General features: G+C 69.3%; 25 protein-coding genes and 1 tRNA gene. 14 read left to right on the top strand and 12 right to left on the bottom strand.

Annotated elements, in window-relative coordinates:
• Nucleotides 1-74 precede the first annotated feature (74 nt).
• Nucleotides 75-1,046: a thioredoxin-disulfide reductase gene (gene trxB, locus ACWCWD_RS04495; protein ID WP_390959201.1), complete on the top strand. Its 972-nt coding sequence runs from the start codon at nucleotides 75-77 to the stop codon at nucleotides 1,044-1,046.
• 43 nt (nucleotides 1,047-1,089) lie between these two features.
• Nucleotides 1,090-1,422, top strand: a complete 333-nt coding sequence (gene trxA / locus ACWCWD_RS04490) for a thioredoxin (RefSeq protein ID WP_327176808.1) — start codon at nucleotides 1,090-1,092, stop codon at nucleotides 1,420-1,422.
• A 167-nt stretch (nucleotides 1,423-1,589) separates the two neighbouring features.
• Here trxA and ACWCWD_RS04485 read toward each other — a convergent pair whose 3' ends face one another.
• From ACWCWD_RS04485 to rpmH, 9 genes are all read right to left on the bottom strand, one after another.
• Complete coding sequence (locus ACWCWD_RS04485) at nucleotides 1,590-2,207, bottom strand: GNAT family N-acetyltransferase (protein ID WP_450770162.1); 618 nt, start codon at nucleotides 2,205-2,207, stop codon at nucleotides 1,590-1,592.
• A gap of 157 nt (nucleotides 2,208-2,364) precedes the next feature.
• On the bottom strand, nucleotides 2,365-3,441 hold the full coding sequence (locus ACWCWD_RS04480; protein WP_450770161.1) for a ParB/RepB/Spo0J family partition protein: 1,077 nt from the start codon (nucleotides 3,439-3,441) through the stop codon (nucleotides 2,365-2,367).
• Complete coding sequence (locus ACWCWD_RS04475) at nucleotides 3,438-4,514, bottom strand: ParA family protein (RefSeq protein WP_450770377.1); 1,077 nt, start codon at nucleotides 4,512-4,514, stop codon at nucleotides 3,438-3,440. The genes ACWCWD_RS04480 and ACWCWD_RS04475 overlap by 4 nt, the downstream gene beginning before the upstream one ends.
• Before the next feature lie 312 nt (nucleotides 4,515-4,826).
• The gene (gene rsmG, locus ACWCWD_RS04470) at nucleotides 4,827-5,543 is read right to left on the bottom strand and encodes a 16S rRNA (guanine(527)-N(7))-methyltransferase RsmG (RefSeq protein ID WP_450770159.1); all 717 of its coding nucleotides are present in this window, start codon (nucleotides 5,541-5,543) and stop codon (nucleotides 4,827-4,829) included.
• Nucleotides 5,544-5,651: 108 nt separating this feature from the next.
• Entirely contained in the window at nucleotides 5,652-6,161 is a 510-nt protein-coding gene (locus tag ACWCWD_RS04465) for a Jag family protein (protein ID WP_266706608.1), read from the bottom strand.
• Nucleotides 6,162-6,173: 12 nt separating this feature from the next.
• A complete protein-coding gene (gene yidC, locus ACWCWD_RS04460) occupies nucleotides 6,174-7,427 on the bottom strand; it encodes a membrane protein insertase YidC (RefSeq protein WP_450770158.1) in 1,254 nt (417 codons plus the stop codon).
• A gap of 3 nt (nucleotides 7,428-7,430) precedes the next feature.
• Nucleotides 7,431-7,808, bottom strand: coding sequence for a membrane protein insertion efficiency factor YidD (gene yidD / locus ACWCWD_RS04455; RefSeq protein WP_450770156.1), 378 nt, complete (start codon nucleotides 7,806-7,808; stop codon nucleotides 7,431-7,433).
• The gene (gene rnpA / locus ACWCWD_RS04450) at nucleotides 7,805-8,176 is read right to left on the bottom strand and encodes a ribonuclease P protein component (RefSeq protein WP_327176815.1); all 372 of its coding nucleotides are present in this window, start codon (nucleotides 8,174-8,176) and stop codon (nucleotides 7,805-7,807) included. Before rnpA ends, yidD begins: the two co-directional genes overlap by 4 nt.
• An 18-nt stretch (nucleotides 8,177-8,194) precedes the next feature.
• Entirely contained in the window at nucleotides 8,195-8,332 is a 138-nt protein-coding gene (gene rpmH / locus ACWCWD_RS04445) for a 50S ribosomal protein L34 (protein WP_003967884.1), read from the bottom strand.
• Between the two features lie 381 nt (nucleotides 8,333-8,713).
• Here rpmH and dnaA point away from each other — a divergent pair, with 381 nt between their 5' ends.
• The 10 genes from dnaA (at nucleotide 8,714) to ACWCWD_RS04395 (ending at nucleotide 22,136) form a co-directional block, all read left to right on the top strand.
• The gene (gene dnaA, locus ACWCWD_RS04440; RefSeq protein WP_450770155.1) at nucleotides 8,714-10,501 is read left to right on the top strand and encodes a chromosomal replication initiator protein DnaA; all 1,788 of its coding nucleotides are present in this window, start codon (nucleotides 8,714-8,716) and stop codon (nucleotides 10,499-10,501) included.
• Nucleotides 10,502-11,670: 1,169 nt separating this feature from the next.
• The gene (gene dnaN, locus ACWCWD_RS04435) at nucleotides 11,671-12,801 is read left to right on the top strand and encodes a DNA polymerase III subunit beta (RefSeq protein WP_386885238.1); all 1,131 of its coding nucleotides are present in this window, start codon (nucleotides 11,671-11,673) and stop codon (nucleotides 12,799-12,801) included.
• Between the two features lie 138 nt (nucleotides 12,802-12,939).
• The gene (gene gnd / locus ACWCWD_RS04430) at nucleotides 12,940-13,818 is read left to right on the top strand and encodes a phosphogluconate dehydrogenase (NAD(+)-dependent, decarboxylating) (RefSeq protein WP_450770153.1); all 879 of its coding nucleotides are present in this window, start codon (nucleotides 12,940-12,942) and stop codon (nucleotides 13,816-13,818) included.
• A gap of 38 nt (nucleotides 13,819-13,856) precedes the next feature.
• Complete coding sequence (recF, locus tag ACWCWD_RS04425; RefSeq protein ID WP_450770151.1) at nucleotides 13,857-14,981, top strand: DNA replication/repair protein RecF; 1,125 nt, start codon at nucleotides 13,857-13,859, stop codon at nucleotides 14,979-14,981.
• Nucleotides 14,978-15,601, top strand: a complete 624-nt coding sequence (locus tag ACWCWD_RS04420) for a DUF721 domain-containing protein (protein WP_450770150.1) — start codon at nucleotides 14,978-14,980, stop codon at nucleotides 15,599-15,601. Before recF ends, ACWCWD_RS04420 begins: the two co-directional genes overlap by 4 nt.
• Nucleotides 15,602-16,061: 460 nt before the next feature.
• Nucleotides 16,062-18,131: a DNA topoisomerase (ATP-hydrolyzing) subunit B gene (gene gyrB, locus ACWCWD_RS04415; protein ID WP_450770148.1), complete on the top strand. Its 2,070-nt coding sequence runs from the start codon at nucleotides 16,062-16,064 to the stop codon at nucleotides 18,129-18,131.
• Nucleotides 18,132-18,177: 46 nt separating this feature from the next.
• Complete coding sequence (gene gyrA / locus ACWCWD_RS04410) at nucleotides 18,178-20,802, top strand: DNA gyrase subunit A (protein ID WP_450770147.1); 2,625 nt, start codon at nucleotides 18,178-18,180, stop codon at nucleotides 20,800-20,802.
• Between the two features lie 93 nt (nucleotides 20,803-20,895).
• Nucleotides 20,896-21,462, top strand: a complete 567-nt coding sequence (locus ACWCWD_RS04405; RefSeq protein WP_387368196.1) for a DUF3566 domain-containing protein — start codon at nucleotides 20,896-20,898, stop codon at nucleotides 21,460-21,462.
• Between the two features lie 71 nt (nucleotides 21,463-21,533).
• Nucleotides 21,534-21,610, top strand: a tRNA-Ile gene (locus ACWCWD_RS04400).
• A gap of 259 nt (nucleotides 21,611-21,869) precedes the next feature.
• Complete coding sequence (locus ACWCWD_RS04395; RefSeq protein WP_450770145.1) at nucleotides 21,870-22,136, top strand: sigma factor-like helix-turn-helix DNA-binding protein; 267 nt, start codon at nucleotides 21,870-21,872, stop codon at nucleotides 22,134-22,136.
• A gap of 118 nt (nucleotides 22,137-22,254) precedes the next feature.
• Here the strand turns inward: ACWCWD_RS04395 and ACWCWD_RS04390 are convergent, their stop codons facing one another.
• A complete protein-coding gene (locus tag ACWCWD_RS04390; protein WP_450770143.1) occupies nucleotides 22,255-22,569 on the bottom strand; it encodes a DUF6234 family protein in 315 nt (104 codons plus the stop codon).
• Between the two features lie 210 nt (nucleotides 22,570-22,779).
• Nucleotides 22,780-23,139 carry a DUF6344 domain-containing protein gene (locus ACWCWD_RS04385; RefSeq protein WP_450770142.1) on the bottom strand — a complete coding sequence of 120 codons (360 nt, stop codon included), beginning with the start codon at nucleotides 23,137-23,139 and terminating at the stop codon, nucleotides 22,780-22,782.
• Between the two features lie 328 nt (nucleotides 23,140-23,467).
• Between ACWCWD_RS04385 and ACWCWD_RS04380 the strand changes: the two genes are divergently transcribed.
• Nucleotides 23,468-23,602 (top strand): DLW-39 family protein, encoded by a 135-nt coding sequence (locus tag ACWCWD_RS04380; protein ID WP_003958712.1) that lies wholly within the window; start codon nucleotides 23,468-23,470, stop codon nucleotides 23,600-23,602.
• Between the two features lie 273 nt (nucleotides 23,603-23,875).
• Nucleotides 23,876-25,222 carry a hypothetical protein gene (locus tag ACWCWD_RS04375; RefSeq protein ID WP_450770141.1) on the top strand — a complete coding sequence of 449 codons (1,347 nt, stop codon included), beginning with the start codon at nucleotides 23,876-23,878 and terminating at the stop codon, nucleotides 25,220-25,222.
• Nucleotides 25,223-25,321: 99 nt separating this feature from the next.
• On the opposite strand, the gene ACWCWD_RS04370 is transcribed toward ACWCWD_RS04375, so the two are convergent.
• The gene (locus ACWCWD_RS04370) at nucleotides 25,322-26,656 is read right to left on the bottom strand and encodes a serine/threonine-protein kinase (protein ID WP_450770140.1); all 1,335 of its coding nucleotides are present in this window, start codon (nucleotides 26,654-26,656) and stop codon (nucleotides 25,322-25,324) included.
• Nucleotides 26,657-26,726: the final 70 nt, after the last annotated feature.

Here is a 26,726-nt window from a genome sequence, read left to right as displayed (position 1 = left end):
GTTGGGTGGGGTGAGAGTCGTAGAACCGACCCCCACAGACAAGCAGGCAGACCGCAGAGACGAGGAAGACACCCGTGAGCGACGTCCGTAATGTGATCATCATCGGCTCCGGGCCGGCTGGATACACGGCCGCCCTGTACACCGCTCGCGCCTCGCTGAAGCCCCTGGTCTTCGAGGGTGCCGTCACCGCTGGTGGTGCGCTGATGAACACCACCGACGTGGAGAACTTCCCCGGGTTCCAGGACGGCATCATGGGTCCCGACCTCATGGACAACATGCGCGCCCAGGCCGAGCGCTTCGGCGCGGAGCTGGTTCCGGACGACGTGGTCGCCGTCGATCTGACCGGCGAGATCAAGACGGTCACCGACACGGCGGGCACGGTCCACCGGGCCAAGGCCGTCATCGTGACCACCGGATCCCAGCACCGGAAGCTCGGTCTGCCGAACGAGGACGCCCTCTCCGGGCGCGGCGTCTCCTGGTGCGCCACCTGCGACGGGTTCTTCTTCAAGGACCAGGACATCGCGGTCATCGGCGGCGGCGACACCGCCATGGAGGAGGCGACCTTCCTCTCCCGCTTCGCGAAGTCGGTCACCATCGTCCACCGCCGTGACACGCTCCGCGCCTCCAAGGCGATGCAGGAGCGCGCCTTCGCCGACCCGAAGATCAAGTTCGCCTGGGACAGTGAGGTCGCCGGGGTCCACGGTGAGCAGAAGCTCTCCGGTCTGACCCTGCGCAACACCAAGACCGGAGAGACCTCCGAGCTGGCTGTCACCGGCCTCTTCATCGCTGTCGGCCACGACCCGCGGACCGAGCTCTTCAAGGGTCAGCTCGACCTCGACGAGGAGGGCTACCTCAAGGTCCAGGCCCCCTCGACCCGCACCAACCTCACGGGCGTCTTCGGTGCCGGCGACGTCGTCGACCACACCTACCGTCAGGCCATCACCGCGGCCGGCACCGGTTGCTCGGCCGCTCTCGACGCCGAACGCTTCCTGGCCGCCCTGGCGGACGAGAAGCTCGCCGAGCCGGAGAAGACCCCGGCCGTCTGAACTGCTCCACCCACACCCCCACCCTGTAGTTAAGGAGGCCGCCGTGGCCGGCGCGCTGAAGAACGTTACCGACGCTACCTTCGAGGAAGAGGTCCTCAAGAGCGGCAAGCCCGTCCTCGTGGACTTCTGGGCGGCCTGGTGCGGCCCGTGCCGCCAGATCGCCCCCTCCCTGGAGGCCATCGCTGCTGAGCACGACGAGATCGAGATCGTGAAGCTCAACATCGACGAGAACCCGGAAACCGCTGCGAAGTACGGCGTGATGTCCATTCCGACGCTCAACGTCTACCAGGGTGGCGAGGTCGCCAAGACCATCGTCGGTGCCAAGCCCAAGGCCGCGATCATCCGTGACCTCGAAGACTTCATCGTCGCGAAGTAAGCACCACCGAGTAAGCACCACCCGCGCCGTGCGCGCACCCAGCAGTGCGCACGGAGCATGTTTCACGTGAAACGGGTCGGCCTCATCAAGAGGCCGACCCGTTCTGCTGTTCCCGTACCGCTGTCCCTGATGCTCTGCCCTGAGGATCCCTCGGTAGCCCTCAACCGTCAGAGCGGCCGGAGCACGGGGTCCTTCTGCACCACTCCCAGCAGCCGGTCCAACGCCAACTCGACGTCTTCCCGCCAGGAGAGCGTCGTCCGCAGGTCCAGTCGCAGACGCGGATGGACGGGATGAGGCCGGACCGTCTTGAAGCCCACCGCCAGAAGGTGATCCGCCGGGAGAAGGCACGCGGGTTCCTTCCACCGCGCCTCACCGAAGGCTTCGATCGCTTTGAAGCCCCGCTGCAGCAGATCCTTCGCCACCGTCTGGACCATGACCCTTCCGATCCCCTGCCGCTGGTACGCGGGGTCGATCCATCCGGTGATCAGCTGCACTGCGTCCGGTGAGACCGGGCTGGTGGGAAAGGAGATGGATCGCGGTACGTAGGCCGGCGGGGCGTACAGCACGTAGCCCACCGGCACCTCGTCGACGTGGACCAGACGACCGCAGGAGCCCCACTCCAGGAGGACGGCGGAGAGCCATGATTCCTTCGCCGCCTCCGACTCGCCCGCCTTGATCGCGGCGTCCGCCCTGACGGGGTCCAACTCCCAGAACACACAGGACCGACAGCGCTGGGGAAGATCCGGAAGGTTGTCCAGGGTGAGCGGTACGAGCCGACGCCCCATGAAGGCGATCCCTCACTTCCTTGGATCCCGGGAGATGCGCCCTACCAGATCGAATCGTATCGACGCGGACAGCAGGCGCCTACCCGGGAACGAGCAAAGGACGGGTCCTGTTCCGCTGCCGGAACAGGACCCGTCCTTCCACGCACTACCGGAACCGTCAGCCCGCCGCTTCGTCCTCGGCCGGCTTCGCGGAGGTGCCGCTCTCCAGCACGCGTCCCTCACCGGGTGCGAGGCTGCCGAGGATGCGGTTGAGATCTTCCATCGAGGCGAACTCGACGACGATCTTCCCCTTCTTCTGGCCAAGGTCGACCTTCACCCGGGTCTCGAACCGGTCCGACAGCCGCGACGCCAGATCACTCAGGGCGGGTGAGACCAGACTTCCCGCCCTCGGCCCCTTCGGCTTCGCGGAGCGGGTGCTCTTCGACTCCATGACCTTGACGATCTCCTCGGTCGACCGCACCGAGAGACCCTCGCGCACGATGCGACGGGAGAGATCCTCCTGCTCCTGGGGGTCCTCCAGCGAGAGCAGCGCGCGCGCATGGCCTGCCGAGAGAACTCCGGCCGCCACCCTGCTCCGTACGGAGAGCGGCAGACGCAGCAGACGCAGCGTGTTGGAGACCTGGGGCCGCGAGCGGCCGATCCGGTCGGCCAGCTGCTCCTGGGTGCAGTTGAACTCCTTCAGCAGCTGGGAGTAGGCGGCGGCCTCCTCCAGCGGGTTGAGCTGTGCCCGGTGCAGGTTCTCGAGGAGCGCGTCCAGCAGAAGCTTGTCGTCCTCCGTCTCCCGGACGATCGCGGGGATCCGCTCCAGGCCCGCCTCCCGGCTGGCCCGCAGCCGCCGCTCACCCATGATGAGCTCGTACTGGTCGGTCCCCACCTGGCGCACCACGACGGGCTGGAGGAGACCCACCTCCTTGATCGAGGTGACCAGCTCGTCGAGCGCCACCTCGTCGAACACCTCGCGCGGCTGCTGAGGGTTGGGGCGGATCGACTCCGGCAGCAGTTCGGCGAAGTACGCGCCGACCGGATCCGGCTCCGACTGCTCCACCGGCGGTTCCGGCGATTTCGGCTCGGGCACCAGAGGTCCGTTCGAAAGAGCGGACAGCTTCGCGGCCGGCACTCCCCGCTCGGCGGCCAGCACCTGACCGGGCCCCTGGGGTGCCACCTGCTTCTCCGTGGGAGCTGCCGGGATCAACGCAGCGAGGCCGCGCCCCAGCCCTCGACGACGGTCACTCACTGGATGCCCTCCGAAATGCTCCGCTGGGTGCTCTGACTGCCCACGTGGGCGGGCTGGGGTTCGTACCGCACTCCGACGCCCCGCAGCGCAATCTCACGCGCCGCTTCGAGATAGGACAGCGATCCGCTCGATCCCGGATCGTACGTCAGCACGGTCTGTCCGTAGCTCGGAGCCTCCGAGATACGTACGGACCTCGGGATGCTCGTCCGCAGCACCTCCTTGCCGAAGTGGCTGCGCACCTCCTCCGCGACCTGGGACGCGAGGCGAGTCCTGCCGTCGTACATGGTGAGCAGGATTGTGGACACATGGAGATCAGGGTTGAGGTGACCACGCACCAGTTCGACGTTCCGCAGCAACTGCCCCAGGCCCTCGAGTGCGTAGTACTCACACTGAATGGGGATCAGCACTTCCGCTCCGGCGACCATCGCATTGACCGTCAGCAGGCCCAGGGAGGGCGGGCAGTCGATGAGGATGTAGTCGAGCGGCTGCTCGTACGCCTGAATGGCGCGCTGGAGTCGGCTCTCGCGTGCCACCAGGGAGACCAACTCGATCTCCGCACCGGCGAGGTCGATGGTGGCGGGGGCGCAGAAGAGACCTTCGACGTCCGGAACGGGCTGCACGACTTCGGAGAGCGGCATGCTCTCCACCAGGACGTCGTAGACCGAGGGGACCTCGGCATGGTGGTCGATCCCCAGAGCCGTCGAGGCGTTTCCCTGCGGATCGAGGTCGATCACCAGAACGCGGGCGCCGTGCAGAGCGAGCGAGGCGGCAAGGTTGACGGTCGACGTCGTCTTGCCCACACCGCCCTTCTGGTTGGCGACCACCATGACGCGCGTCCGGTCGGGGCGTGGCAGACCCTCGCCGGCACGGCCCAGGGCCTCCACCGCCAGCTGGGCCGCACGGCCAATAGGGGTGTCATCCATCGGCGGCGGTGTTTCACGTGAAACACCGTCCCCCAGGGATTCGGTTCGGGGACCGGGGACCGGATCGGTCATCGGTCCCGCGATGTTGGCGTCGGACCGCAAGGATTCACTCTCCTCGACTTCAGGCTCGCAATGAACAGAGCCTGCCATGCTTTCGGGGTTGTGAACCAGCGAGGCCCGCTGTTCTGTGGATGGCTCCACCGATGTGGACAACTTGGTAGCTCGTTCGGGGTTGCGGTCCCGCGGCGTGGCAGCCGCACGGCCACGGCCGATGATTCCCTGCAACAGAGAGCGACGTTTCACGTGAAACACGATGCCTCTGTGGGGCAACTACCCAGCACCGACACTCCGCGTGGTGAGGTCAGGGCTACTTCTGTGGAGCATCGCCCCGCAAGCCGACAGACCGAACCCCGGCGGGGTTTCTCGTCGGCCCGCGCCCCCGTCCCGTCCGTGGAGGGCGGTTCAGCGCCGACGGCGCGTCCGCCCCACCCGGGCCGCCTTGGCCCTCTTTGCGGCGAACCTCACACCGCCCGGGCTCTCACCCACGACCACCCGGACCACCGTCGTCGTGGGGTCCACCACACCGGCCCCGGCGTGCAGCACCTCGGTCTCCACCACGCCCAGCTTGCTCAGCGCGGCGCGCGCGCCGTTGATCTCTTCCTCGGCGGTGTCGCCCTTGAGCGCCAGCATCTCGCCGTACGGGCGCAGCAGCGGAACGCCCCAGCCGGCGAGGCGGTCCAGCGGTGCGACCGCCCGTGCCGTGACGACGTGCACCGGCTGAAGCTTCCCCAGCACCTCTTCAGCCCGGCCCCGGACGACCGTCACATGGTCGAGGCCGAGCAGTTCCACGACCTCCTGGAGGAAGTTCGTCCGCCGGAGCAGCGGTTCCAGCAGCGTGATCTTCAGGTCAGGACGCACCAGAGCCAGCGGGATTCCGGGCAGCCCGGCCCCGGAGCCGACATCGCAGACCGTGACGTCCTGAGGAACCACCTCGGAGAGCACGGCGCAGTTCAGCAGGTGCCGCTCCCACAGACGTGGGACCTCGCGCGGACCGATCAGTCCACGCTTGACGCCCGCGTCCGCGAGCAGCTCCGCGTACCTGACGGCCTCCGGGAAGTACTCACCGAAAACCGCCTGGGCCGCCTCAGGTGCCTGAGGGAGCGCTGCTTCCTCCGTCACGGGGACCGTCCTTCCCTACCGCACTACCGCACTGTGGATGGCTGACTATCAGGCTGACAAAGATCGGCCCCGCCTGCGAACAGACGGGGCCGACAGAACACGTTCCGGTCAGGCCGGAAGGACGACGACGAAGCGCTGGGGCTCCTCGCCCTCGGACTCGCTCCGCAGACCGGCCGCCGCGATCGCGTCGTGCACGACCTTGCGCTCGAACGGCGTCATCGGCTCCAGCCGCACCGGCTCACCGGAGCTCTTGACCTCGTCCGCGGCCTTCGCGCCGAGCGCCGCCAGAACCTCGCGCTTCTTGGCCCGGAAGCCCGCGATGTCCAGCATCAGGCGGCTGCGGTCACCGGTCTCCCGGTGCACCGCGAGCCGGGTCAGCTCCTGGAGCGCCTCCAGCACCTCACCGTCGCGGCCCACCAGCTTCTGCAGTTCACGCGCCGACTCGCTGATGATCGAGACCGCTGCCCGGTCCGCCTCGACGTCCATGTCGATGTCGCCGTCGAGATCGGCGATGTCGAGGAGGCCTTCGAGGTAGTCGGCCGCGATCTCGCCTTCCTGCTCAAGGCGGGTCAAGGTGTCGCTGCCCTCAGCGGCCGTGGAGATGGTGCCTTCCGACACGGATGGACTCCCTTACTTCTTGGACGGGTGCTTGGGCCGCTGCGGGCCCTTGCGCGGTCCGGACTTTGCCTGGCGTGAGGAGCCCGACGCGGGCTTGCCCGCCGGCTTCGACTTGTCGTCCTGCTTCTGGAGCGAGGTCTTGGCCTCCGAGGTGTCACCGGAGTCCGGCTCCTTGGCCGCCTCGGTCTGACCGGCGGTGGCCGTCCTCTGCGCCTTGCTCTGCCGCTTGGGCTGGTGCCGGCGCTGGGTGGCTCCCTCGGCCTCGGCCACGGACGACTCGCTCTTCGCCACGGTCCCGTCCTCCTGGGCTGCGAGGCCCAGCTTGGAGAGTCCGTTGATGAACTTGCGCTCGATGTCGTTGCGCTCCGTGCCCTTGGCGAAGATGCGCTTGACGGTGTTCCGACGCGTCCGGCCGCGTACCTCGCCGTGCTGGGTGATGCTCTTCAGCAGGCGCCCGAGGTACTGGTCCTGGGCCTTGCTGCCCGGCGTCGGGTTCTGGTTGATCACGTACATCTGCTGACCCATGGTCCAGACGTTGGTGGTCAGCCAGTAGACGAGGACACCGACGGGGAAGTTGATGCCCATCACGGCGAAGATCAGCGGGAAGACGTACATCAGCATCTTCTGCTGCTGCATGTACGGGGTCTTCACCGAAAGGTCGACGTTCTTCGTCATCAGCTGGCGCTGGGTGAAGAACTGCGAGGCCGACATCATGATGATCATGACCGCGGTGACGACCCGGACGTCGACGAGCGAGGCGCCGAGCGCCTGCACCTCGGCGGAGCTGTTCATGAACTTCGCCGCGAGCGGGGCGCCGAAGATGTGGGCCTGCCGCGCGCTGTCGAGCAGCGGCTGGTCGATGACGCCGATCGTCTTGCCGTTGGCGATGGCCGCGAGCACGTGGTAGAGGGCGAAGAAGAACGGGGACTGCGCCAGGATCGGAAGGCACGAGGAGAGCGGGTTGGTACCCGTCTCCTTGTACAGCTTCATCATCTCTTCGGACTGACGCTGCTTGTCGTTCTTGTAGCGCTCCTGGATCGCCTTCATCTTCGGCTGGAGCACCTGCATGTTCCGCGTCGACTTGATCTGCTTCACGAAGAGCGGGACCAGGCAGATGCGGATCAGGATCACGAGGGACACGATGGACAGGCCCCAGGCCCAGCCCGTGTCTGCACCGAAGATCGCCCCGTACACCTTGTGGAACTGGACGATCACCCATGAGACGGGTGTGGTGATAAAGCTGAACAGACTGGCAATCGTGTCCACTAATCAGGCTCCTTGAGCTTTGGGCGAGGTCTCTGTGGCCGGACCCGGTGTCACGGCTGCCGCGGCTGTCGCGGTCGTCGCGTCCCCGGGGGGCACATCAGTGGCGGAGTCCCCGCCCTTGTCACCGCGCAGCGCGTTGCGCAGCAGTTCGTGCCAGCGCGGACGCTTGCGCGGCGGGACATGGTCCACACCGCCCGGCGACCACGGATTGCATCGCAGAATGCGCCAGGCGGTCAGCGCTGTTCCCTTGATCGCCCCGTGCCGGTCTATCGCCGTGAACCCGTAGTGCGAGCACGACGGGTAGTAGCGGCAGACAGGGCCCAGCAGTGGGCTGATCGTCCACTGGTACAGCTTGATGAGAGCCAGCAACGGGTACTTCATCGCGCGCCCCCTCCCAGCAGCCGCGCGAGGGCGGCATCCAGGTCTCGGGTCAGCTGAGCGTGGTCGGCGTCACCCGAACCGGGCAACGCGCGCACCACAACCAGGCTACCGGGGGGCAGCTGAGCCAGCCGGTCTCGAACCAGGTGGCGTAGCCGACGCTTCACAGCGGTGCGAACGACCGCACCACCCACGGCTTTGCTGACGACGAAACCCGCACGCGGTGGGGGAGGGGTCTCCCCCGACACGTGCGGGTCCGTAGTACCGCTGCGTAGATGGACGACGAGCAGAGGGCGACCAGCCCTGCGTCCTCGTCGTACCGCGGTCGCGAAGTCCTCGCGCCGCCTCAGCCGATTCTCGGTAGGCAGCACGTCATGACCTGTGGATGATCAGGCGGACAGGCTGCTGCGACCCTTGCCACGGCGGTTCGCGAGAATCGCGCGGCCGGCACGGGTACGCATACGCAGCCGGAAGCCGTGGGTCTTGGCGCGACGACGGTTGTTCGGCTGGAAGGTGCGCTTGCTCACTCGGGGGCTCCAGAATAAATCGGGTGGTGGCGAAACATCGCCTGGCTGTCACCGTGCGCCCACGAGGAACTCGCGTAAACGCCTTAGTGCACCGCTTCACAATCACAGATCGTGATCTTTGCCCATCGGAGGCAGGCGGCAGCAGCCATCGACAACTCGACCTGGTCACGGTACGCGCGGCTACGCCATCCGGTCAAACTCACCACGAGCGACCCCCCGCTATGCACAGGCTGTGGACAACAACTTGAACCGGGCGGGTCGCCGTGACTACCGTGGCTGAACTCCGGCTTCTTTTCGTTCCCCCCTGCCGGGCCCGACCCGACCCGACCCATTCCGTCCCGGGAAACACATTTTCGTGGGACATGCGAGAGAGCGTGCCTTGTGGCTGACGTACCTGCCGATCTTGCCGCAGTGTGGCCACGCGTGCTGGAACATCTCCTCGGTGAGGGCCAGCAGGGCATCGAGCCGAAGGACAAGCAGTGGATCGAGCGCTGCCAGCCGCTCGCGCTGGTCGCCGACACCGCGCTGCTCGCCGTACCGAACGAGTGGGGCAAGCGGGTTCTCGAGGGCCGGCTCGCGCCGCTCATCAGCGAGACGCTGACCCGCGAGTGCGGCCGGACGATCCGGATCGCGATCACGGTCGACGACTCGGCCGGTGAGCCGCCGACCCCTCCGGCGCCGCCCCTGCACCAGACCCAGCAGGGCCGGCAGAACCACCGCTACGCGAACCCGTCCCATGACGAGCAGCAGCACGGCGACCCGTACGACACGTACGGTCACCGTCCGCAGGACGACGGGATGCCGACCGCCCGCCCCGCGTACCCGGAGTACCAGCAGCGCCCCGAGCCGGGCGCCTGGCCGCGTACCCAGGAGGACCTCTCCTGGCAGCAGCCGCGGCACGGCGGCTACCAGGACCGCGAGCAGCAGCCCGACCAGTGGCGCGAGCCGTACGGCACCGGGCGTCCGCAGCAGCCCTCGCACGACTACCGGCCGCAGCCTCCGGAGCGTCAGGGGTACGAGTCCCAGCGGCCCGAGCGGCACGACCTCCAGGACCAGCAGCACCGGCCGGGGCGGGCCGGCGGCGGGATGCCGGGTCCGGGTTCGCAGCCGTCCCCCGCGCCCGGACCGGGCGAGCCGCACGCGCGGCTGAACCCCAAGTACCTCTTCGACACCTTCGTCATCGGCGCGTCCAACCGGTTCGCGCACGCGGCGGCGGTGGCGGTGGCCGAGGCGCCGGCGAAGGCGTACAACCCGCTCTTCATCTACGGCGAGTCCGGGCTCGGCAAGACCCACCTGCTGCACGCCATCGGGCACTACGCGCGGAGCCTCTACCCGGGGACCCGGGTGCGGTACGTGAGCTCCGAGGAGTTCACCAACGAGTTCATCAACTCGATCCGCGACGGCAAGGGCGACACCTTCCGCAAGCGCTACCGCGACGTGGACATCCTGCTCGTCGACGACATCCAGTTCCTGGCGAGCAAGGAGTCGACGCAGGAGGAGTTCTTCCACACCTTCAACACGCTGCACAACGCGAACAAGCAGATCGTGCTCTCCTCGGACCGGCCGCCCAAGCAGCTGGTGACGCTGGAGGACCGGCTGCGGAACCGGTTCGAGTGGGGCCTCACCACCGATGTGCAGCCGCCCGAACTGGAGACGCGGATCGCGATCCTGCGCAAGAAGGCGGTGCAGGAGCAGCTGAACGCCCCGCCGGAGGTGCTGGAGTTCATCGCGTCCCGGATCTCGCGGAACATCCGTGAGCTGGAGGGCGCGCTGATCCGGGTGACGGCGTTCGCGAGCCTGAACCGGCAGCCGGTGGACCTGGGCCTCACCGAGATCGTGCTGAAGGACCTGATCCCCGGTGGGGAGGACTCGGCGCCGGAGATCACCGCGCCCGCGATCATGGCGGCCACCGCCGACTACTTCGGGCTGACGGTCGAGGACCTCTGCGGATCGTCGCGCAGCCGCGTGCTGGTGACCGCCCGCCAGATCGCCATGTACCTCTGCCGCGAACTGACGGATCTCTCGCTGCCGAAGATCGGCGCGCAGTTCGGCGGCCGCGACCACACCACGGTCATGCACGCGGACCGCAAGATCCGCGCGCTGATGGCGGAGCGCCGCTCCATCTACAACCAGGTCACCGAGCTCACCAACCGCATCAAGAACGGCTGACACCCCGCCGGTCCCGTTCGGTGGGCGAGCAGCACAGGAGGGGCACCCGCCCCGGCGTACTCCGCCCACAGGGAGTGGACAACGAGGCGCCCCGCCAGACCTTTTCACGGTCCGGCGGGGCGCCTTCCGTCGTTCCGGTAGGGCTGTCCCGCCAGGAATCGCGGGACGGCCCCGAGGCGTCCGTGGAGCGGTTCCGGGTCGGTTTCCGGGATGCGCCCGCGGCGTCCGTGACGCGCCGTCGGCGGGCGGCCGGTGTCCTCTCCTCGGCGGTGCCGGAGTTCGTGGAAACGCTCCAGGAAGTCTCCTGCCGGAGGCGTCCACGGAGGCGATTCAGGTCCTCGACGGCCCGCGGAGCCCTCGTTCCGGCCGCTCGTGGAGCTTGTCGCTGTTCGAACAGAAGGTCACAGAAGGGCGGACACGGTGCTTCTCCACAGATGTGCCGGAAATCTTCTCTCCACAGCCTGGGGAACATGAAGTTGTCCAGATTGCGTCCACAGGGCCCGCTGTCGATACTCCATCAGGCCAGGTCAACCGCCTGGGGATTTGTGGTCAACCGTGATCCACAGCCTGTGGATAAAGAATCTGTCCACAGGGGTCCATCCGGGTTGTCCACCGCCAACTCACAGGATCAGGTCTCTTGTCCCCAGGAGGGACCCTCTTCTCCACACCTCTGTCCACTGTTCGGCAACACGACACCCCTCCTCACTGCCGAGAGTGAAAGGCGTCACACCAAGGTGGTCGATTGGGCTGTGGGGAACCGGGGTAAAGCTGGGGACGGCCCTGGGGAGAAGTACCCCCGTCCTGTGCATCGGGTGTGCAGAACTTTCGTGTGTCCACAGAAGTGCCTGGTTATCCACGGACTGCGCCCACAGGGGCGGTGGACAAAAAATCGGCTCTGACCTGCGAAAACGACGTTATCCACGGTTTCCACAGGGCCTACTACTACTACCTCCCAGAGTTAGCCAGGAATCAGCTTCGAAGTGGGGGCTGTGCACAACTTGGCTCGCTGGGCTCTCGGACCGCTTCGGGCGACTTGACCCCGAGCAGCGACGAGTGTCGGTGCCGTACGTCAGACTGGACCCCGGCGTCCTCCCCGGCCCCCCGGCCGACGGACCCGATCGACGACGAAGGCCAGCAGGGCGAGCGAGCAACAGCAGGAGGCGGTTCCGGTGAAGATCCGGGTGGAGCGCGATGTACTCGCGGAGGCGGTGGCCTGGGTGGCCCGCAGCCTCCCGGCCCGTCCGCCGGCGCCCGTCCTCGCGGGCCTTCTGCTGAAGGCCGAGGACGGTGCCCTCAGCTTCTCCAGCTTCGACTACGAGGTCTCGGCGAAGGTCTCCGTCGACGCGGAGATCGAGGAGGACGGCACGGTCCTGGTCTCCGGCCGTCTGCTCGCCGACATCTGCCGCGCCCTGCCCAACCGTCCGGTGGAGATCTCCACCGACGGGGTGCGCGCCACCGTGGTCTGCGGCTCCTCGCGCTTCACCCTCCACACACTGCCTGTGGAGGAGTACCCGGCGCTGCCGCAGATGCCGACCGCGACCGGCACGGTGCCCGGTGAGGTCTTCGCCTCCGCCGCCGCCCAGGTCGCCATCGCCGCCGGCCGCGACGACACCCTCCCGGTGCTCACCGGTGTGCGCATCGAGATCGAGGGCGAGACCGTCACGCTGGCCTCGACCGACCGGTACCGCTTCGCCGTCCGCGAGTTCCAGTGGAAGCCGGAGAACCCTGACGCCTCCGCCGTGGCCCTGGTGCCGGCCAAGACGCTCCTGGACACCGCCAAGGCGCTCACCAGCGGCGACACGGTCACCCTGGCGCTCTCCGGCGCCGGTGCGGGCGAGGGCCTGATCGGTTTCGAGGGCGCCGGCCGCCGCACGACCACCCGTCTGCTCGAAGGCGACCTGCCGAAGTACCGCACGCTCTTCCCGACCGAGTTCAACTCCGTCGCCGTGATCGAGACCGCCCCGTTCGTCGAGGCCGTCAAGCGTGTGGCCCTCGTCGCCGAGCGGAACACCCCGGTGCGGCTCAGCTTCGAGCAGGGCGTGCTCATCCTGGAGGCCGGTTCCTCCGACGACGCACAGGCTGTGGAGCGCGTCGACGCGGTGCTGGAGGGCGACGACATCTCGATCGCCTTCAACCCGACCTTCCTGCTGGACGGGCTGAGCGCCATCGACTCCCCGGTCGCCCAGCTCTCGTTCACCACGTCCACGAAGCCCGCCCTGCTCAGCGGCCGTCCGGCCGTCGACGCCGAGGCGAACGACGCGTACAAGTACCTGATCATGCCGGTCCGCCTCTCCGGCTGACGCTGATCGGTACCCGTACCCACGACAAGGGATCCGGCGGGCAGGCTCGGCGCTGAGCTTGCCCGCCGCTCCGTGTTCCGGTGCCGGGCGTAGGCTCGGACATGGGAACGTATCGGCACAACGCTTAAGGAATCTCTGATGGAGCTCGGTCTCGTCGGCCTCGGCAAGATGGGCGGCAACATGCGCGAGCGCATCCGCCGCGCAGGCCACACCGTCATCGGTTACGACCGGAACCCGGACGTCGCCGATGTCCACAGCCTCGAAGAGCTTGTGGGCAAGCTGAAGGGCCCGCGTGTCGTCTGGGTCATGGTCCCGGCCGGCGCCGCGACGCAGTCCACCATCGACGAGCTGGCGGAGCTGCTCCAGCCCGGCGACATCGTCGTCGACGGCGGCAACAGCCGCTGGACCGACGACGAGAAGCACGCCGTCGAGCTGGGCATCAAGGGCATCGGCTTCGTCGACTGCGGCGTCTCCGGCGGTGTCTGGGGCCTGGAGAACGGCTACGCCCTGATGTACGGCGGCAAGCCCGAGGACGTCGAGAAGGTGCAGCCCATCTTCGACGCCCTGAAGCCGGAGGGCGAGTTCGGTTCCGTCCACGCGGGCAAGGTCGGCGCCGGCCACTTCGCGAAGATGGTCCACAACGGCATCGAGTACGCCATGATGCAGGCCTACGCCGAGGGCTGGGAGCTCCTGGAGAAGGTCGACTCCGTCACCGACGTGCGCGAGGTCTTCCGCTCCTGGCAGGAAGGCACCGTCATCCGTTCCTGGCTGCTCGACCTCGCGGTCAACGCCCTGAACGACGACGAGCACCTCGACGGCCTGCGCGGCTACGCCGCCGACTCGGGCGAGGGCCGCTGGACGGTCGAGGCCGCGATCGACAACGCGGTGCCGCTGCCCGCGATCACCGCGTCGCTCTTCGCGCGCTTCGCCTCGCGCCAGGACGACTCGCCGCAGATGAAGATGATCGCCGCGCTGCGCAACCAGTTCGGTGGCCACGCGGTCGAGAACAAGAAGTAGTACGCACGCAGAGCAGGACGGACGGAAGGCCCGCGACCATGCACGTCACGCATCTCTCGCTGGCCGACTTCCGCTCGTACGCCCGGGTCGAGGTACCTCTCGACCCGGGCGTCACCGTGTTCGTGGGGGCCAACGGGCAGGGCAAGACCAACCTCGTCGAGGCGGTCGGCTATCTCGCCACCCTCGGCAGCCACCGGGTCTCCTCGGACGCCCCGCTGGTGCGGATGGGCGCCGAGCGGGCCGTCGTCCGGGCCTCGGTGACCCAGGGCGAGCGTTCCCAGCTGATTGAGCTGGAGCTCAACCCCGGACGCGCCAACCGTGCCCGGATCAACCGGTCCTCGCAGGTCAGACCGCGGGACGTGGTGGGCATCCTGCGGACCGTGCTGTTCGCCCCCGAGGACCTGGCCCTGGTCAAGGGCGACCCGGGTGAACGCCGCCGCTTCCTGGACGAACTGGTCACCGCCCGGTCCCCCCGGATGGCGGGGGTCCGCTCCGATTACGACCGGGTGCTGAAGCAGCGCAACACCCTGCTGAAGTCCGCCGCGATGGCCCGCCGCCACGGCGGCCGCTCCATGGACATGTCGACGCTCGACATCTGGGACCAGCACCTGGCCCAGGTCGGCGCCGAACTGCTGGCGCACCGGCTGGACCTGATCGCGGTGCTCCAGCCGCTCACCGACAAGGCGTACGGCGACGTCGCCCCGGGCGGGGGTCCGGTGGGCCTCGAGTACCGGGGTTCGGTGGGCGAGAACCCGGGGCGGACCCGTGAGGAGCTGTACGAACAGCTGCTGTCCGCGCTCGCCGGCGTACGGAAGCAGGAGATCGAGCGGGGGGTGACCCTCGTCGGCCCGCACCGGGACGATCTGCTGCTGGGCCTGCGCGGGATGCCGGCGAAGGGGTACGCGAGCCACGGGGAGTCCTGGTCGTACGCGCTGGCGCTGCGGCTGGCCTCCTACGAGCTGCTGCGGGCCGAGGGCAACGAGCCGGTTCTGGTCCTCGACGACGTCTTCGCCGAGCTGGACGCGCGGCGCCGCGAGCGCCTCGCGGAGCTGGTGGCCCCGGCCGAGCAGGTGCTGGTGACGGCCGCGGTCGACGACGACGTGCCGGGAGTGCTCACGGGCACCCGGTACGCGGTCGCCGGCGGCGAGGTGACCCGGCTGTGAGCGCCTCCGGGGACCGCGCGCCGGGTGGACCGGGCGACCGCGAGCCGGGCACTCCCGAGGGCGGCGCCGCCAAGGAGGCGGCCGGTGGCAGGGCGTCCGCCGGCAAGGCACCCGAGCCGTCCGGGGTGGACCTGGCCCGGGTGGCGCTGCGGGCCGCGAAGGAGCAGGCCGCGGCACGGGGCGCCGCCGCCCAGCAGCGTAAGCAGGCCAGACGCGGTGGCGGCCTGCGCTCCGGCGCCCGGTCGGACGGCCGGGACCCGCTGGCGCTCGGCTCGGCGATCAACCGGCTGATCACGGAACGCGGCTGGGAGACGCCCGCCGCGGTGGGCGGGGTGATGGGCCGCTGGCCGCAGATCGTGGGCGAGGACCTGGCCAAACACTGTGTGCCCCTGAAGTACGACGAGGCCCCCGAGGCCCGGGTGCTGACCGTCCAGTGCAGTTCGACCGCCTGGGCGACGCAGCTGCGGCTGCTCGCGCCCCAGCTGGTGGCGCGGCTCAACGCCGATCTCGGGCAGGGCACGGTCCGCATGATCAAGGTGCTGGGGCCCGGCGGCCCGCAGCGCTCGTACGGGCGGCTGCGCGCGCCCGGTTCGACCGGTCCCGGCGACACGTACGGCTGACCGGCCGCGGTCCATCGGCGGACGATCCCGCCGCTACCCCCTGTGAGCTGGGCTTTCTCGGCCAGCAGTCCTGAAGCGAGCACACCCGCGGCACAGCCGGCGGGCTCTTCGCGCTGCCCGGGGGCCGTACCGCCCGGCCTGCTCCGGTGACCTGGGGGGCTTCCGACTTGTGCCGTTGTGCGGGGGTTGAAACCTCCGGGGGCCGAGCGGGTGTCCCTCACCGTAGCGGAGGGTTGACAGCCAGAAGCGCTCAATGCCCGTGTGAGCCTCTCAGAGCCCCGTCCTGAATATGGGGAGTCGTCAGCCGCTGGTTGAGGGCGGCACATGCGGACTCAGGTACCGCCAAACCCCCATTCGGGTCGGCGCTAGCGGTAGACTGATGAACAATCCCGCTACTGAGCGGGTGTCGTCGATTACCAGCCGAACGACGCAGCCGCTCCCGCCTGCCGGAGAACGGCCTGTGCTGTGCCAGAAAGGGCGCTTCGTGGCCGATTCCGGCAACCCCAACGAGAACAACCCGTCCACAGCCGGCGAACACGGCGAGGTCACCGCCTCGTACGACGCCAGCGCGATCACCGTCCTCGAAGGACTGGACGCGGTCCGCAAGCGACCTGGCATGTACATCGGTTCGACCGGTGAGCGTGGACTCCACCACCTGGTGCAGGAGGTCGTCGACAACTCCGTCGACGAGGCTCTCGCCGGGCACGCCGACACGATCGACGTCACGATCCTCGCCGACGGCGGCGTCCGGGTCGTCGACAACGGCCGCGGCATCCCGGTGGGCATCGTGCCCTCCGAGGGCAAGCCCGCGGTCGAGGTCGTGCTGACGGTCCTGCACGCGGGCGGCAAGTTCGGCGGCGGCGGTTACGCCGTCTCCGGCGGTCTGCACGGCGTCGGCGTCTCCGTCGTCAACGCCCTCTCCACCCGCGTCGCCGTCGAGGTGAAGACCGACGGCTACCGCTGGACGCAGGACTACAAGCTGGGTGTGCCGACGGCGCCCCTGGCGAAGCACGAGGCCACGGAGGAGACCGGTACCTCGGTCAGCTTCTGGGCCGACGGCGACATCTTCGACACCACCGAGTACTCCTTCGAGACCCTCGCGCGCCGCTTCCAGGAGATGGCGTTCCTCAACAAGGGCCTCACGCTCAAGCTCACCGACGAGCGCGAGTCGGCGAAGGCGACCGTGGGTGCCGACGAGGCCGAGGCCACCGCCACCGCGGAGGAGCCGCCGGCGCGCACGGTCACGTACCACTACGAGGGCGGCATCGTCGACTTCGTGAAGTACCTGAACTCGCGCAAGGGCGACCTGATCCACCAGTCGGTGATCGACATCGAGGCCGAGGACAAGGACCGCCTCCTCTCGGCCGAGATCGCGATGCAGTGGAACACGCAGTACACCGAGGGCGTGTACTCCTTCGCGAACACGATCCACACGCACGAGGGCGGTACCCACGAAGAGGGCTTCCGCGCCGCGCTGACCTCGCTGGTCAACCGGTACGCGCGCGACAAGAAGCTGCTCCGCGAGAAGGACGACAACCTCACCGGCGAGGACGTCCGCGAGGGTCTGACCGCGATCATCTCGGTGAAGCTGGGCGAGCCGCAGTTCGAGGGCCAGACGAAGACCAAGCTGGGCAACACGGAGGCGAAGACCTTCGTGCAGAAGGTCGTCCACGAGCAGCTCACCGACTGGTTCGACCGGAACCCGAACGAAGCCGCCGACATCATCCGCAAGGGCATCGCCGCCTCGACCGCCCGGGTGGCGGCCCGCAAGGCGCGCGACCTGACCCGCCGCAAGGGTCTGCTGGAGTCGGCGTCGCTGCCGGGCAAGCTCTCCGACTGCCAGTCGAACGACCCCACCAAGTGCGAGATCTTCATCGTCGAGGGTGACTCCGCCGGTGGTTCGGCGAAGTCGGGCCGTAACCCGATGTACCAGGCGATCCTGCCGATCCGGGGCAAGATCCTGAACGTCGAGAAGGCCCGGATCGACAAGATCCTCCAGAACACCGAGGTCCAGGCGCTGATCTCGGCGTTCGGCACCGGGGTGCACGAGGACTTCGACATCGAGAAGCTCCGCTATCACAAGATCATCCTGATGGCGGACGCCGACGTCGACGGCCAGCACATCAACACCCTGCTGCTGACGTTCCTCTTCCGCTTCATGCGTCCGCTGGTCGAGGCCGGTCACGTCTACCTCTCGCGCCCGCCGCTCTACAAGATCAAGTGGGGCCGGGACGACTTCGAGTACGCGTACTCGGACCGCGAGCGGGACGCCCTGGTGGCGCTCGGCAAGCAGAACGGCAAGCGGATCAAGGAAGACTCGATCCAGCGCTTCAAGGGTCTCGGCGAGATGAACGCCGAGGAGCTGCGCGTCACCACGATGGACGTCGACCACCGGGTGCTCGGCCAGGTCACCCTCGACGACGCGGCGCAGGCCGACGACCTCTTCTCGGTGCTGATGGGTGAGGACGTCGAGGCACGGCGCTCGTTCATCCAGCGCAATGCCAAGGACGTCCGCTTCCTCGACATCTGAGTCGGCCGTACAAGCAAGCCGCCGCTCGAAAGGACTTTGACCAGCAATGGCCGACGAGAACACCCCTGTGACACCGGAAGAACAGCCCGCCGCGGCCGGTGTGGGCATGCGTGTCGAGCCCGTGGGGCTCGAGACGGAGATGCAGCGCTCCTACCTCGACTACGCGATGTCCGTCATCGTCTCGCGTGCGCTCCCCGACGTACGGGACGGCCTCAAGCCCGTCCACCGCCGGGTGCTGTACGCGATGTACGACGGCGGGTACCGCCCCGAGAAGGGCTTCTACAAGTGCGCCCGCGTCGTCGGTGACGTCATGGGTACGTACCACCCGCACGGCGACTCCTCGATCTACGACGCCCTGGTGCGCCTCGCGCAGCACTGGTCGATGCGCATGCCGCTGGTGGACTCCAACGGCAACTTCGGTTCCCCGGGCAACGACCCGGCCGCCGCCATGCGGTACACCGAGTGCAAGATGATGCCGCTGTCCATGGAGATGGTCCGGGACATCGACGAGGAGACCGTCGACTTCCAGGACAACTACGACGGACGGAACCAGGAGCCGACGGTCCTGCCGGCGCGCTTCCCGAACCTGCTCGTCAACGGCTCCGCCGGTATCGCCGTCGGTATGGCCACCAACATCCCGCCGCACAACCTCCGCGAGGTCGCCGCGGGTGCCCAGTGGTACCTGGAGCACCCGGAGGCCTCGCACGAGGAGCTCCTGGACGCTCTGATCGAGCGCATCAAGGGCCCGGACTTCCCGACCGGCGCCCTGGTCGTCGGCCGCAAGGGCATCGAGGAGGCGTACCGCACCGGTCGCGGCTCCATCACGATGCGCGCGGTCGTCGCGGTCGAGGAGATCCAGAACCGTCAGTGCCTGGTCGTCACGGAGCTTCCGTACCAGACCAACCCGGACAACCTCGCGCAGAAGATCGCCGACCTGGTCAAGGACGGCAAGATCGGCGGGATCGCCGACGTCCGCGACGAGACCTCGTCGCGGACCGGTCAGCGTCTGGTCGTCGTGCTCAAGCGCGACGCGGTCGCCAAGGTCGTGCTGAACAACCTCTACAAGCACACCGACCTCCAGACGAACTTCGGCGCCAACATGCTGGCGCTCGTCGACGGGGTGCCGCGCACCCTCTCGATCGACGCGTTCATCCGCCACTGGGTGACGCACCAGATCGAGGTCATCGTCCGGCGCACCCGCTTCCGGCTGCGCAAGGCGGAGGAGCGGGCGCACATCCTGCGTGGCCTCCTGAAGGCCCTGGACGCCATCGACGAGGTCATCGCCCTCATCCGGCGCAGCCAGACCGTGGAGATCGCGCGTGAGGGCCTGATGGGCCTCCTGGAGATCGACGAGATCCAGGCGAACGCGATCCTGGAGATGCAGCTGCGCCGGCTGGCCGCGCTGGAGCACCAGAAGATCACCGCCGAGCACGACGAGCTCCAGGCGAAGATCAACGAGTACAACGCGATCCTGGCCTCGCCCGAGCGGCAGCGGCAGATCGTCGCCGAGGAACTGGCGGCGATCGTCGAGAAGTTCGGCGACGACCGGCGTTCCAAGCTGGTCCCCTTCGACGGAGACATGTCCATCGAGGACCTGATCCAGGAAGAGGACATCGTCGTCACGATCTCGCGTGGCGGCTACGTGAAGCGCACCAAGACGGACGACTACCGCTCGCAGAAGCGCGGCGGCAAGGGCGTTCGTGGCACGAAGCTCAAGGAAGACGACATCGTCGACCACTTCTTCGTGTCGACGACCCACCACTGGCTGCTGTTCTTCACGAACAAGGGCCGGGTCTACCGCGCGAAGGCGTACGAGCTCCCGGACGCCGGACGGGACGCGCGCGGGCAGCACGTGGCGAACCTGCTGGCCTTCCAGCCGGACGAGCGGATCGCCCAGATCCTCGCGATCCGCGACTACGAGGCGGCGCCCTACCTGATCCTGGCCACCAAGGGCGGCCTGGTGAAGAAGACGGCGCTCAAGGACTACGACTCGCCCCGTTCCGGCGGTGTCATCGCGATCAACCTGCGGGAGACCGCGGACGGCAGCGACGACGAGCTGATCGGCGCCGAGCTGGTGTCGGCCGAGGACGACCTGCTGCTGATCAGCAAGAAGGCCCAGTCGATCCGGTTCACCGCGACGGACGACGCGCTGCGCCCGATGGGCCGCGCCACTTCGGGCGTCAAGGGGATGAGCTTCCGCGAGGGCGACGAGCTCCTCTCGATGAACGTCGTCAGGCCCGGTACGTTCGTCTTCACCGCGACCGACGGCGGGTACGCGAAGCGCACCCCCGTCGACGAGTACCGCGTCCAGGGTCGTGGCGGCCTCGGCATCAAGGCCGCCAAGATCGTCGAGGACCGCGGGTCGCTCGTGGGGGCCCTGGTGGTGGAGGAGACGGACGAGATCCTCGCCATCACCCTCGGCGGTGGTGTGATTCGCACGCGAGTCAATGAAGTCAGGGAGACGGGCCGTGACACCATGGGCGTCCAACTGATCAATCTGGGCAAGCGTGATGCCGTCGTCGGCATCGCGCGCAACGCCGAGGCCGGCCGTGAGGCGGAAGAGGTCGATGGGACCTCCGAGGCGGACGGTTCGGACGAGGCATCGGTCGAGGTTCTGACCGAGGGCACTGTCGAGGGCACGGAGCCCTCGACCGGGGAGCACGAGGAGTAGAGCGTGAGTGGAGCCACGGGCGCCGATTCGGCCGCTTCTGGAGACGGAGCGAACGGTGCCCGTGGCCCTGCCACGGACTCCCAAGGGGGCACTGTGACGGACACTCGGGGCCCGCAGCCCCAGTACGAGGGCTACGCGAACGGGCCGCTGCCCGGGGAGCGGGAGCCCGCGCAAGGAACGGCGGGTCCCTACCACCCGCCGCAGGCGTACGAATCGCCGGCGGGTGGCCGAGGGGCCACCGGCGGGCAGGGAGTGCGCCTGCCGCGGACGGGGGCGCGGACCACTCCGCGTACCCGTAAGGCACGGCTGCGTGTGTCGAAGGCCGACCCCTGGTCGGTGATGAAGGTGAGCTTCCTGCTCTCCATCGCGCTCGGCATCTGCACCGTGGTCGCGGCCGCGGTCCTGTGGATGGTGATGGACGCCATGGGCGTCTTCTCCACCGTGGGCGGCACGATCAGTGAGGCGACGGGTTCCAACGAGAGCAACGGCTTCGATCTGCAGTCGTTCCTCTCGCTGCCGCGCGTCCTCATCTTCACGTCGGTCATCGCGGTGATCGATGTGGTGCTGGCCACCGCGCTGGCGACGCTGGGCGCTTTCATCTACAACCTGTCGGCGGGTTTCGTGGGCGGCGTGGAGCTCACGCTGGCCGAGGACGAGTAGCCCGCGGGCTATCGATTTTGGGACTGGCCCCGACGTGCGCTAATCTTCAGAAGTCAGCGCAGCAGCGCGGCGGGGCTATAGCTCAGTTGGTTAGAGCGCATCCCTGATAAGGATGAGGCCACAGGTTCAAATCCTGTTAGCCCCACCAGTACGAAGGCCCCTCACCGGAAACGGTGAGGGGCCTTCGGCGTATGCGGTCGGGGGCGCCGGGGGATTGGTCCTTCCGGGGGTACGGCGAACGCTGCCGGGACTTCGGGCCGCGGCATCTCACCGCCGGGCGCCGCCGGGGAGCGCCCGTCGTGCGGAGCCTCCCGCCGGGCGGGGGCGGCGTCCCGCGCGGAACGCTGTGGCAGAGCCCGCCGTCGCGGACTTGGCGCCGCACGGACGCCAAGGGGCACCCTCAAGCCATGTCAGGTACCTTCGACGGCACTGCCGCCATCCGAGCCGCCATAGCCCGCCTCGCCGAGATCGCCGACCCCATGGAGCGCGCTCGTGCCGTCGGGGCCGTTCTCGACAGCCTCCCCGCGCTTCAGTCGGAGCTCCGAGCGGTTCGCCAGGACGCCGTCGTCACTCTTCGGGAAACCCGGTCCCTGGCCGAGGTGGCCGACGCCCTCGGCATCTCCCAGCCTCGGGTCAGCCAGATCGCCAAGGGCGTCAGCAGGACCAAGAAGTGAAAGGTGCCGGCCGCTTCGCCGAGGCGGCGGGAGAGCACGTCGCGCCTTTCGGTGAGGAGGGCCGGCCCGGCCCGCGCGGTCGTGTGTACGGGGAGGGGCGGGCGGGCTACCCGCGGGGCTACCCGCCGGCGGCCAGGCTGGCGAGGAGGGCCGCTCCGGCGCCCAGGACGAGCAGTTGCACGGTGCCGCACGTGCGCCAGCGCAGGAGATGGAAGCCGCCGCCCGTGACGATCGCGGCGCCGAACAGGAGCCACGTCGCGCGCACGGCCTCGTGGGGGGCGTCGGGCGGGTTGACGCCGTCGTAGGAGTCGGCCCAGCCGGTCATTCCGTAGCGGAACACCAGCCAGCCGATGACGATCAGGTCGACGACGAAGAGAACCACGCTGATGGCGGCCTGTTCGCCGGCCGACGGTCGTCCCTGCCCCTGCCCCACAGCAACCCACCCCTTCGCCTGCCGAGCCTTCCTGCCGTGCGTCTTCCAGCGTGCTCGGGTGCCGGACGGCGCGCATGAGCACGGCTACTCAGCTCCGGTCGGTGCGTCGCCGGGCCCCCAGGCCGTCCAGGGGTGCCGGGCGCACGGGAAGGCCCCCGGCCGGTGGGTACCGGGCCGGGGGCCTGAAGTCTGGGGTGGTGCGGGGGCCGATCAGGGAGGCGGGAGGGGGGACTCGCCTTCCGTGGCACCGTAGTTGGTGCGGGCTGCTTCGGTTCCGGTGGCGTTCGCGGTGTCGGCGGGCAGGTGCCTGGTGGCGGGTGAGGAGCCGTGCGCCTCGGCGCGGATGCGCTGCTTCATCGTGGGTGGCAGCGCCCGGTCACGCGGAAGGGTCCATCGCACCGACGGGGTGGTCGCGGTTGCCGCGGTCGCACCCGTCTGCTCCTGGTTCGTGTGCGTCGGCTGCTGCTCCGTGGCCGAGGCGTTCGCCGCGGCGAGGCCGAGGGAGGCGAGGAGGGCGAAGAAGGCGGTGATGAAGGCTGTCCAGAGGTTCTTGACCTTGAAGGCGCTCATGGCCCCTCACTTTCAGGTGGTCCGGTTTGCTTACCTTTCTGATGATGTGGATGTGGAAGCGTATTTCTGGGACCGACGCCACCGGTGCGCCGATCTTCTGATGAACACCACTCGTATGGTGCAACCGGGCTGGTGGAACGCTCCGGGACCTGCCCGAGGGGTCGTCGGGAGGCATTTCAGGGGCTCGTCCGAGAGGCCCGGCGGACTCGCGGATCGCCCGGGGAGGGGCCCGCGGCGGGGGCCCGGGGAGGTCACCGATCGGTATCGGCCGGTGTGTATAGTCGGGCGGCAGAAGTCCCTTAAAACCTAGGAAAGACGAGGTCGCGCGGTGAAGAAGCTTCTCCTGGTCGCACTGGCCGCCATCGGCGGGCTCCTCGTGTACCGCCAGATCCAGGCGGATCGCGCCGAGCAGGATCTGTGGACGGAGGCGACCGACTCCGTGCCCGCAGGTTCGGGCGTGTGAGACGACGCAGTCTGTGAGAAGCCCCGGCCGCCGAGCGGCCGGGGCTTCGTGCTGTCCGGGTCCGGTGCCCGACCACGCGGTACGTACCGGGAGACAGCACCGATCGCACCGATCCGCTGTGGTCGCAGACAGCGGCGGGGCCCCCGGGGCAGGATGGACGCGCATCGTGACCGCACCAGGGGCGGAAGCTCCGGTGGCGCCGGGCGAGGCCACGTGCGGGGTACGGGTACGGGCCGGGGCGCGGGCGGTCGCCGGGACGACGAGGGGGAGCGCGTGAAGAGGCAGATCGGCAGGGGCGGCCGGGCGGCGTCGGCGGCCTTCGCCGCGGTGTGCGCGGTGGTGGCGCTGTCCGGGCCGGCGTACGCGGCCGACCCGGCCCCGTACGCCTTCGATCCGGGCGCGAAGCGGGTGACCGGGACCGTGGCGAACGCCGACGCACCGGTGCTGGACGCCGGTTCGGTCTACCGCAGCTCGATCGAGCCCGGTGAGAAGCTCTACTACCGGGTGAATCTGGACGCCGCCTCGGACGCGTACGTCTCGGCGGTCGCGGTGCCCAGGTCGCCGGATGAGGCGGTCGCCTACGGCGACGGGATCACCGTGTCCGTCCGCGACCGGAACGACGCGCAGTGCGGTTCGGGCGACGCCCTGGTCGGGTCGGCGGAGTTCGCCCGTCCGCTGTCCGCCTACGCGGTCCGGACCGTCAAGGAGGGGAGCTCGTACTGCCAGGAGGCGGGCGCGTACGACGTCCTGATCGAGCGGAAGGGCAAGGAGACCTCCTCCGCCGAGGCGTGGGACCTGGAGATCCGCCACGACGTCGAGCCCGCGCTGAAGGCGGCCGGCTCCCAACCCACCGTCGCACCATCGGAGTTCGCCTCCGAGCCGCCCGCCCCGTTGCCCACGTCGGCGCCCCGGGCCGCCCGGTCCGGCGGCACCGGCTTCAACGACGCGACCGGGCTGGAACCGGGCGAGTGGAAGGACACCGTCTCGCCCGGCCAGACCCGCTTCTACCGGGTCCCGGTCGACTGGGGGCAGCAGCTCCACGTCACGGCCGAACTCAGCAACAACAACGCCTCGACCACCTTCCTCGGCAACGCGCTCTCGCTCTCGCTGGCGAACCCCGCGCGCGGTCACGTGGAGAGCGAGGTCCTCTCGTACTCGGGACGGCCCGCATCCGTCTCCCTCGACCCGCTTCCCCCGGTGGGCTGGAGCAACCGTTACGCCTCGGCGGCCGGTGTCTCCGGCATGCGGTTCGCCGGCTGGTACTACGTGGCGGTCGGGCTCAGCCCCAAGGTGGCGAAGGAGTACGGTGCCGGCCCGGTCAAGCTGACGCTGACGGTCCAGGTGGAGAACGAGGCGCAGCCCTCCCCGTACGCGGGTGACGCGGGGATCTTCGGCGTCAGCGACGCCGACCGGGACATGGCGCGCAGCGGGCAGAGCGCGCCGCAGGCCGCGCGGAGCGCGACCATGCGGCTGGTCGGTGTGGCCGGGATCGGCGCGGGGACGGTGCTGGTGCTGGGGCTCGGTGTCTGGACGCTGCTGGCCCGCCGCCGGGCGGAGGCGCCGGTGGCCGGGGCGGCCGGGCGGCCGTCGCCGTACGGAGGGCCGCCGCAGGGCTGGTAGCCGCGGGCCGGGCAGCGGTGGCGGGCGGGCTGCCGTGGACGGGCTCCGGTGGCGGGCGGGCTGCCGTGGACGGGCTCCGGCGGGTGAACCCGGCCCCGTTCAGGCCTGGGTGAGCGCCCAGATGCCGACGGCGAAGCAGAGCAGCGCGACCACCAGCACCGGGACCGCCACCTTCGGGGACGGCCCCGGCCGGGTCGTACGGGCCGCAGGGGCCGGTGGTACGGCGTGCGGGTGCGCGGCGGGCGCCGGGGCCGGGACAGGGGCCGCAGGGTGCCCGTGGGGCGCGGTGTAGCCGCGGGTCGGGGCCGGTCCGGGGTGCCCCGCGGCCGTGGCGGCGGTGGCCGAGAAGGGCGCCTGGGCGGCCGCCTCCGGGCCGGGCGCCGGGGCGGCGGGCCACGACGACGGGACGGGCGGCGGGGCCAGGTGGAAGCTGCCGGTCTCCGACATGGACACCGGGGGTGCCTGGTGCGGGAGTTGGCCGCCGGGAGGAGCGCTCCTGGGGGCGTCGGGCGAACCCGGGGGCGGGCCGCCGTACGGGTTGTGGAGCGCGCTGTTGAGCGGGCCGTCCGGGCCGAATCCGTCCGGCAGCGGCCCGATCTGGTCGAACACCTCCACCGGCTCCTCGCCGGCCAAGGGCTCGGGCAGCATCTCCACCGCCGCGGCGAGGGCCTTGCGCGCACCGGTCGCGGTACGGAACCGGGCCTGCGGATCCGGCTGGAGCAGCCCGGCGAGCACCTGCCAGAGGGGCTCGGGAATGCCCTGCGGGGCGCCGGGGGTGCCGTGGGCGGCGAAGTGCTCGATGAGCGCCCGTGAGTCGGGTTTCTGGCCCTGGAGGAGGTACAGGGCGACCAGCCCCACCGCGAAGAGGTCGGCGGGGAAGTCCGGCTCGGCACCCATCATCTGTTCCGGCGCGAAGTAACCCGGGGTTCCCACCACGTAGTTGGTTTCGGTGAGCCGGGGTTCACCCTTGCGCATCGAGATGCCGAAATCCGACAGCCGCAGGTGCGGACGGCCCGAACCGGTCGCCTCCATCAGGATGTTGGCGGGCTTGATGTCGCGGTGCACCACGCCTTCGGCGTGCACGGTCGACAGCCCCGACAGCAGCTGGTCGAGCAGGAGACAGACGAAGTGCGGCGGCAACGGGCCGTAATCGCCTATGACATGGGCCAGTGAACCGCCGCTGACCAGGTCCATGGTGAACAGGACCTTGTCGTCGTCGGCGGCCCAGCTGGCGGGCGCGAGGACGTGGGGATGCTCGATGCGCAGCGCCTGCTCGCGCACGAAGCGGAGCAGTGTGTGCGCGTCGCTCTGCTGGAGCACCTTGGCCGCGACGTACCTGCGGCGCCGGTGGTCCCAGGCGCGCCAGACGGCGCCCACGCCACCGCGTCCGATCGGATCGACCAGTTCGTACCGGCCGGCGAATACCTCACCCATTGCGCTCTGTCCGCTCCAGTCCTGTGCCGGATGGTGCCGGGTGCCGGGTGCCGGAACCCAGGGTGCGGCC

This window comes from Streptomyces sp. NPDC001493, assembly GCF_053597235.1.
This window is presented reverse-complemented; position numbering and strand designations above follow the sequence as displayed.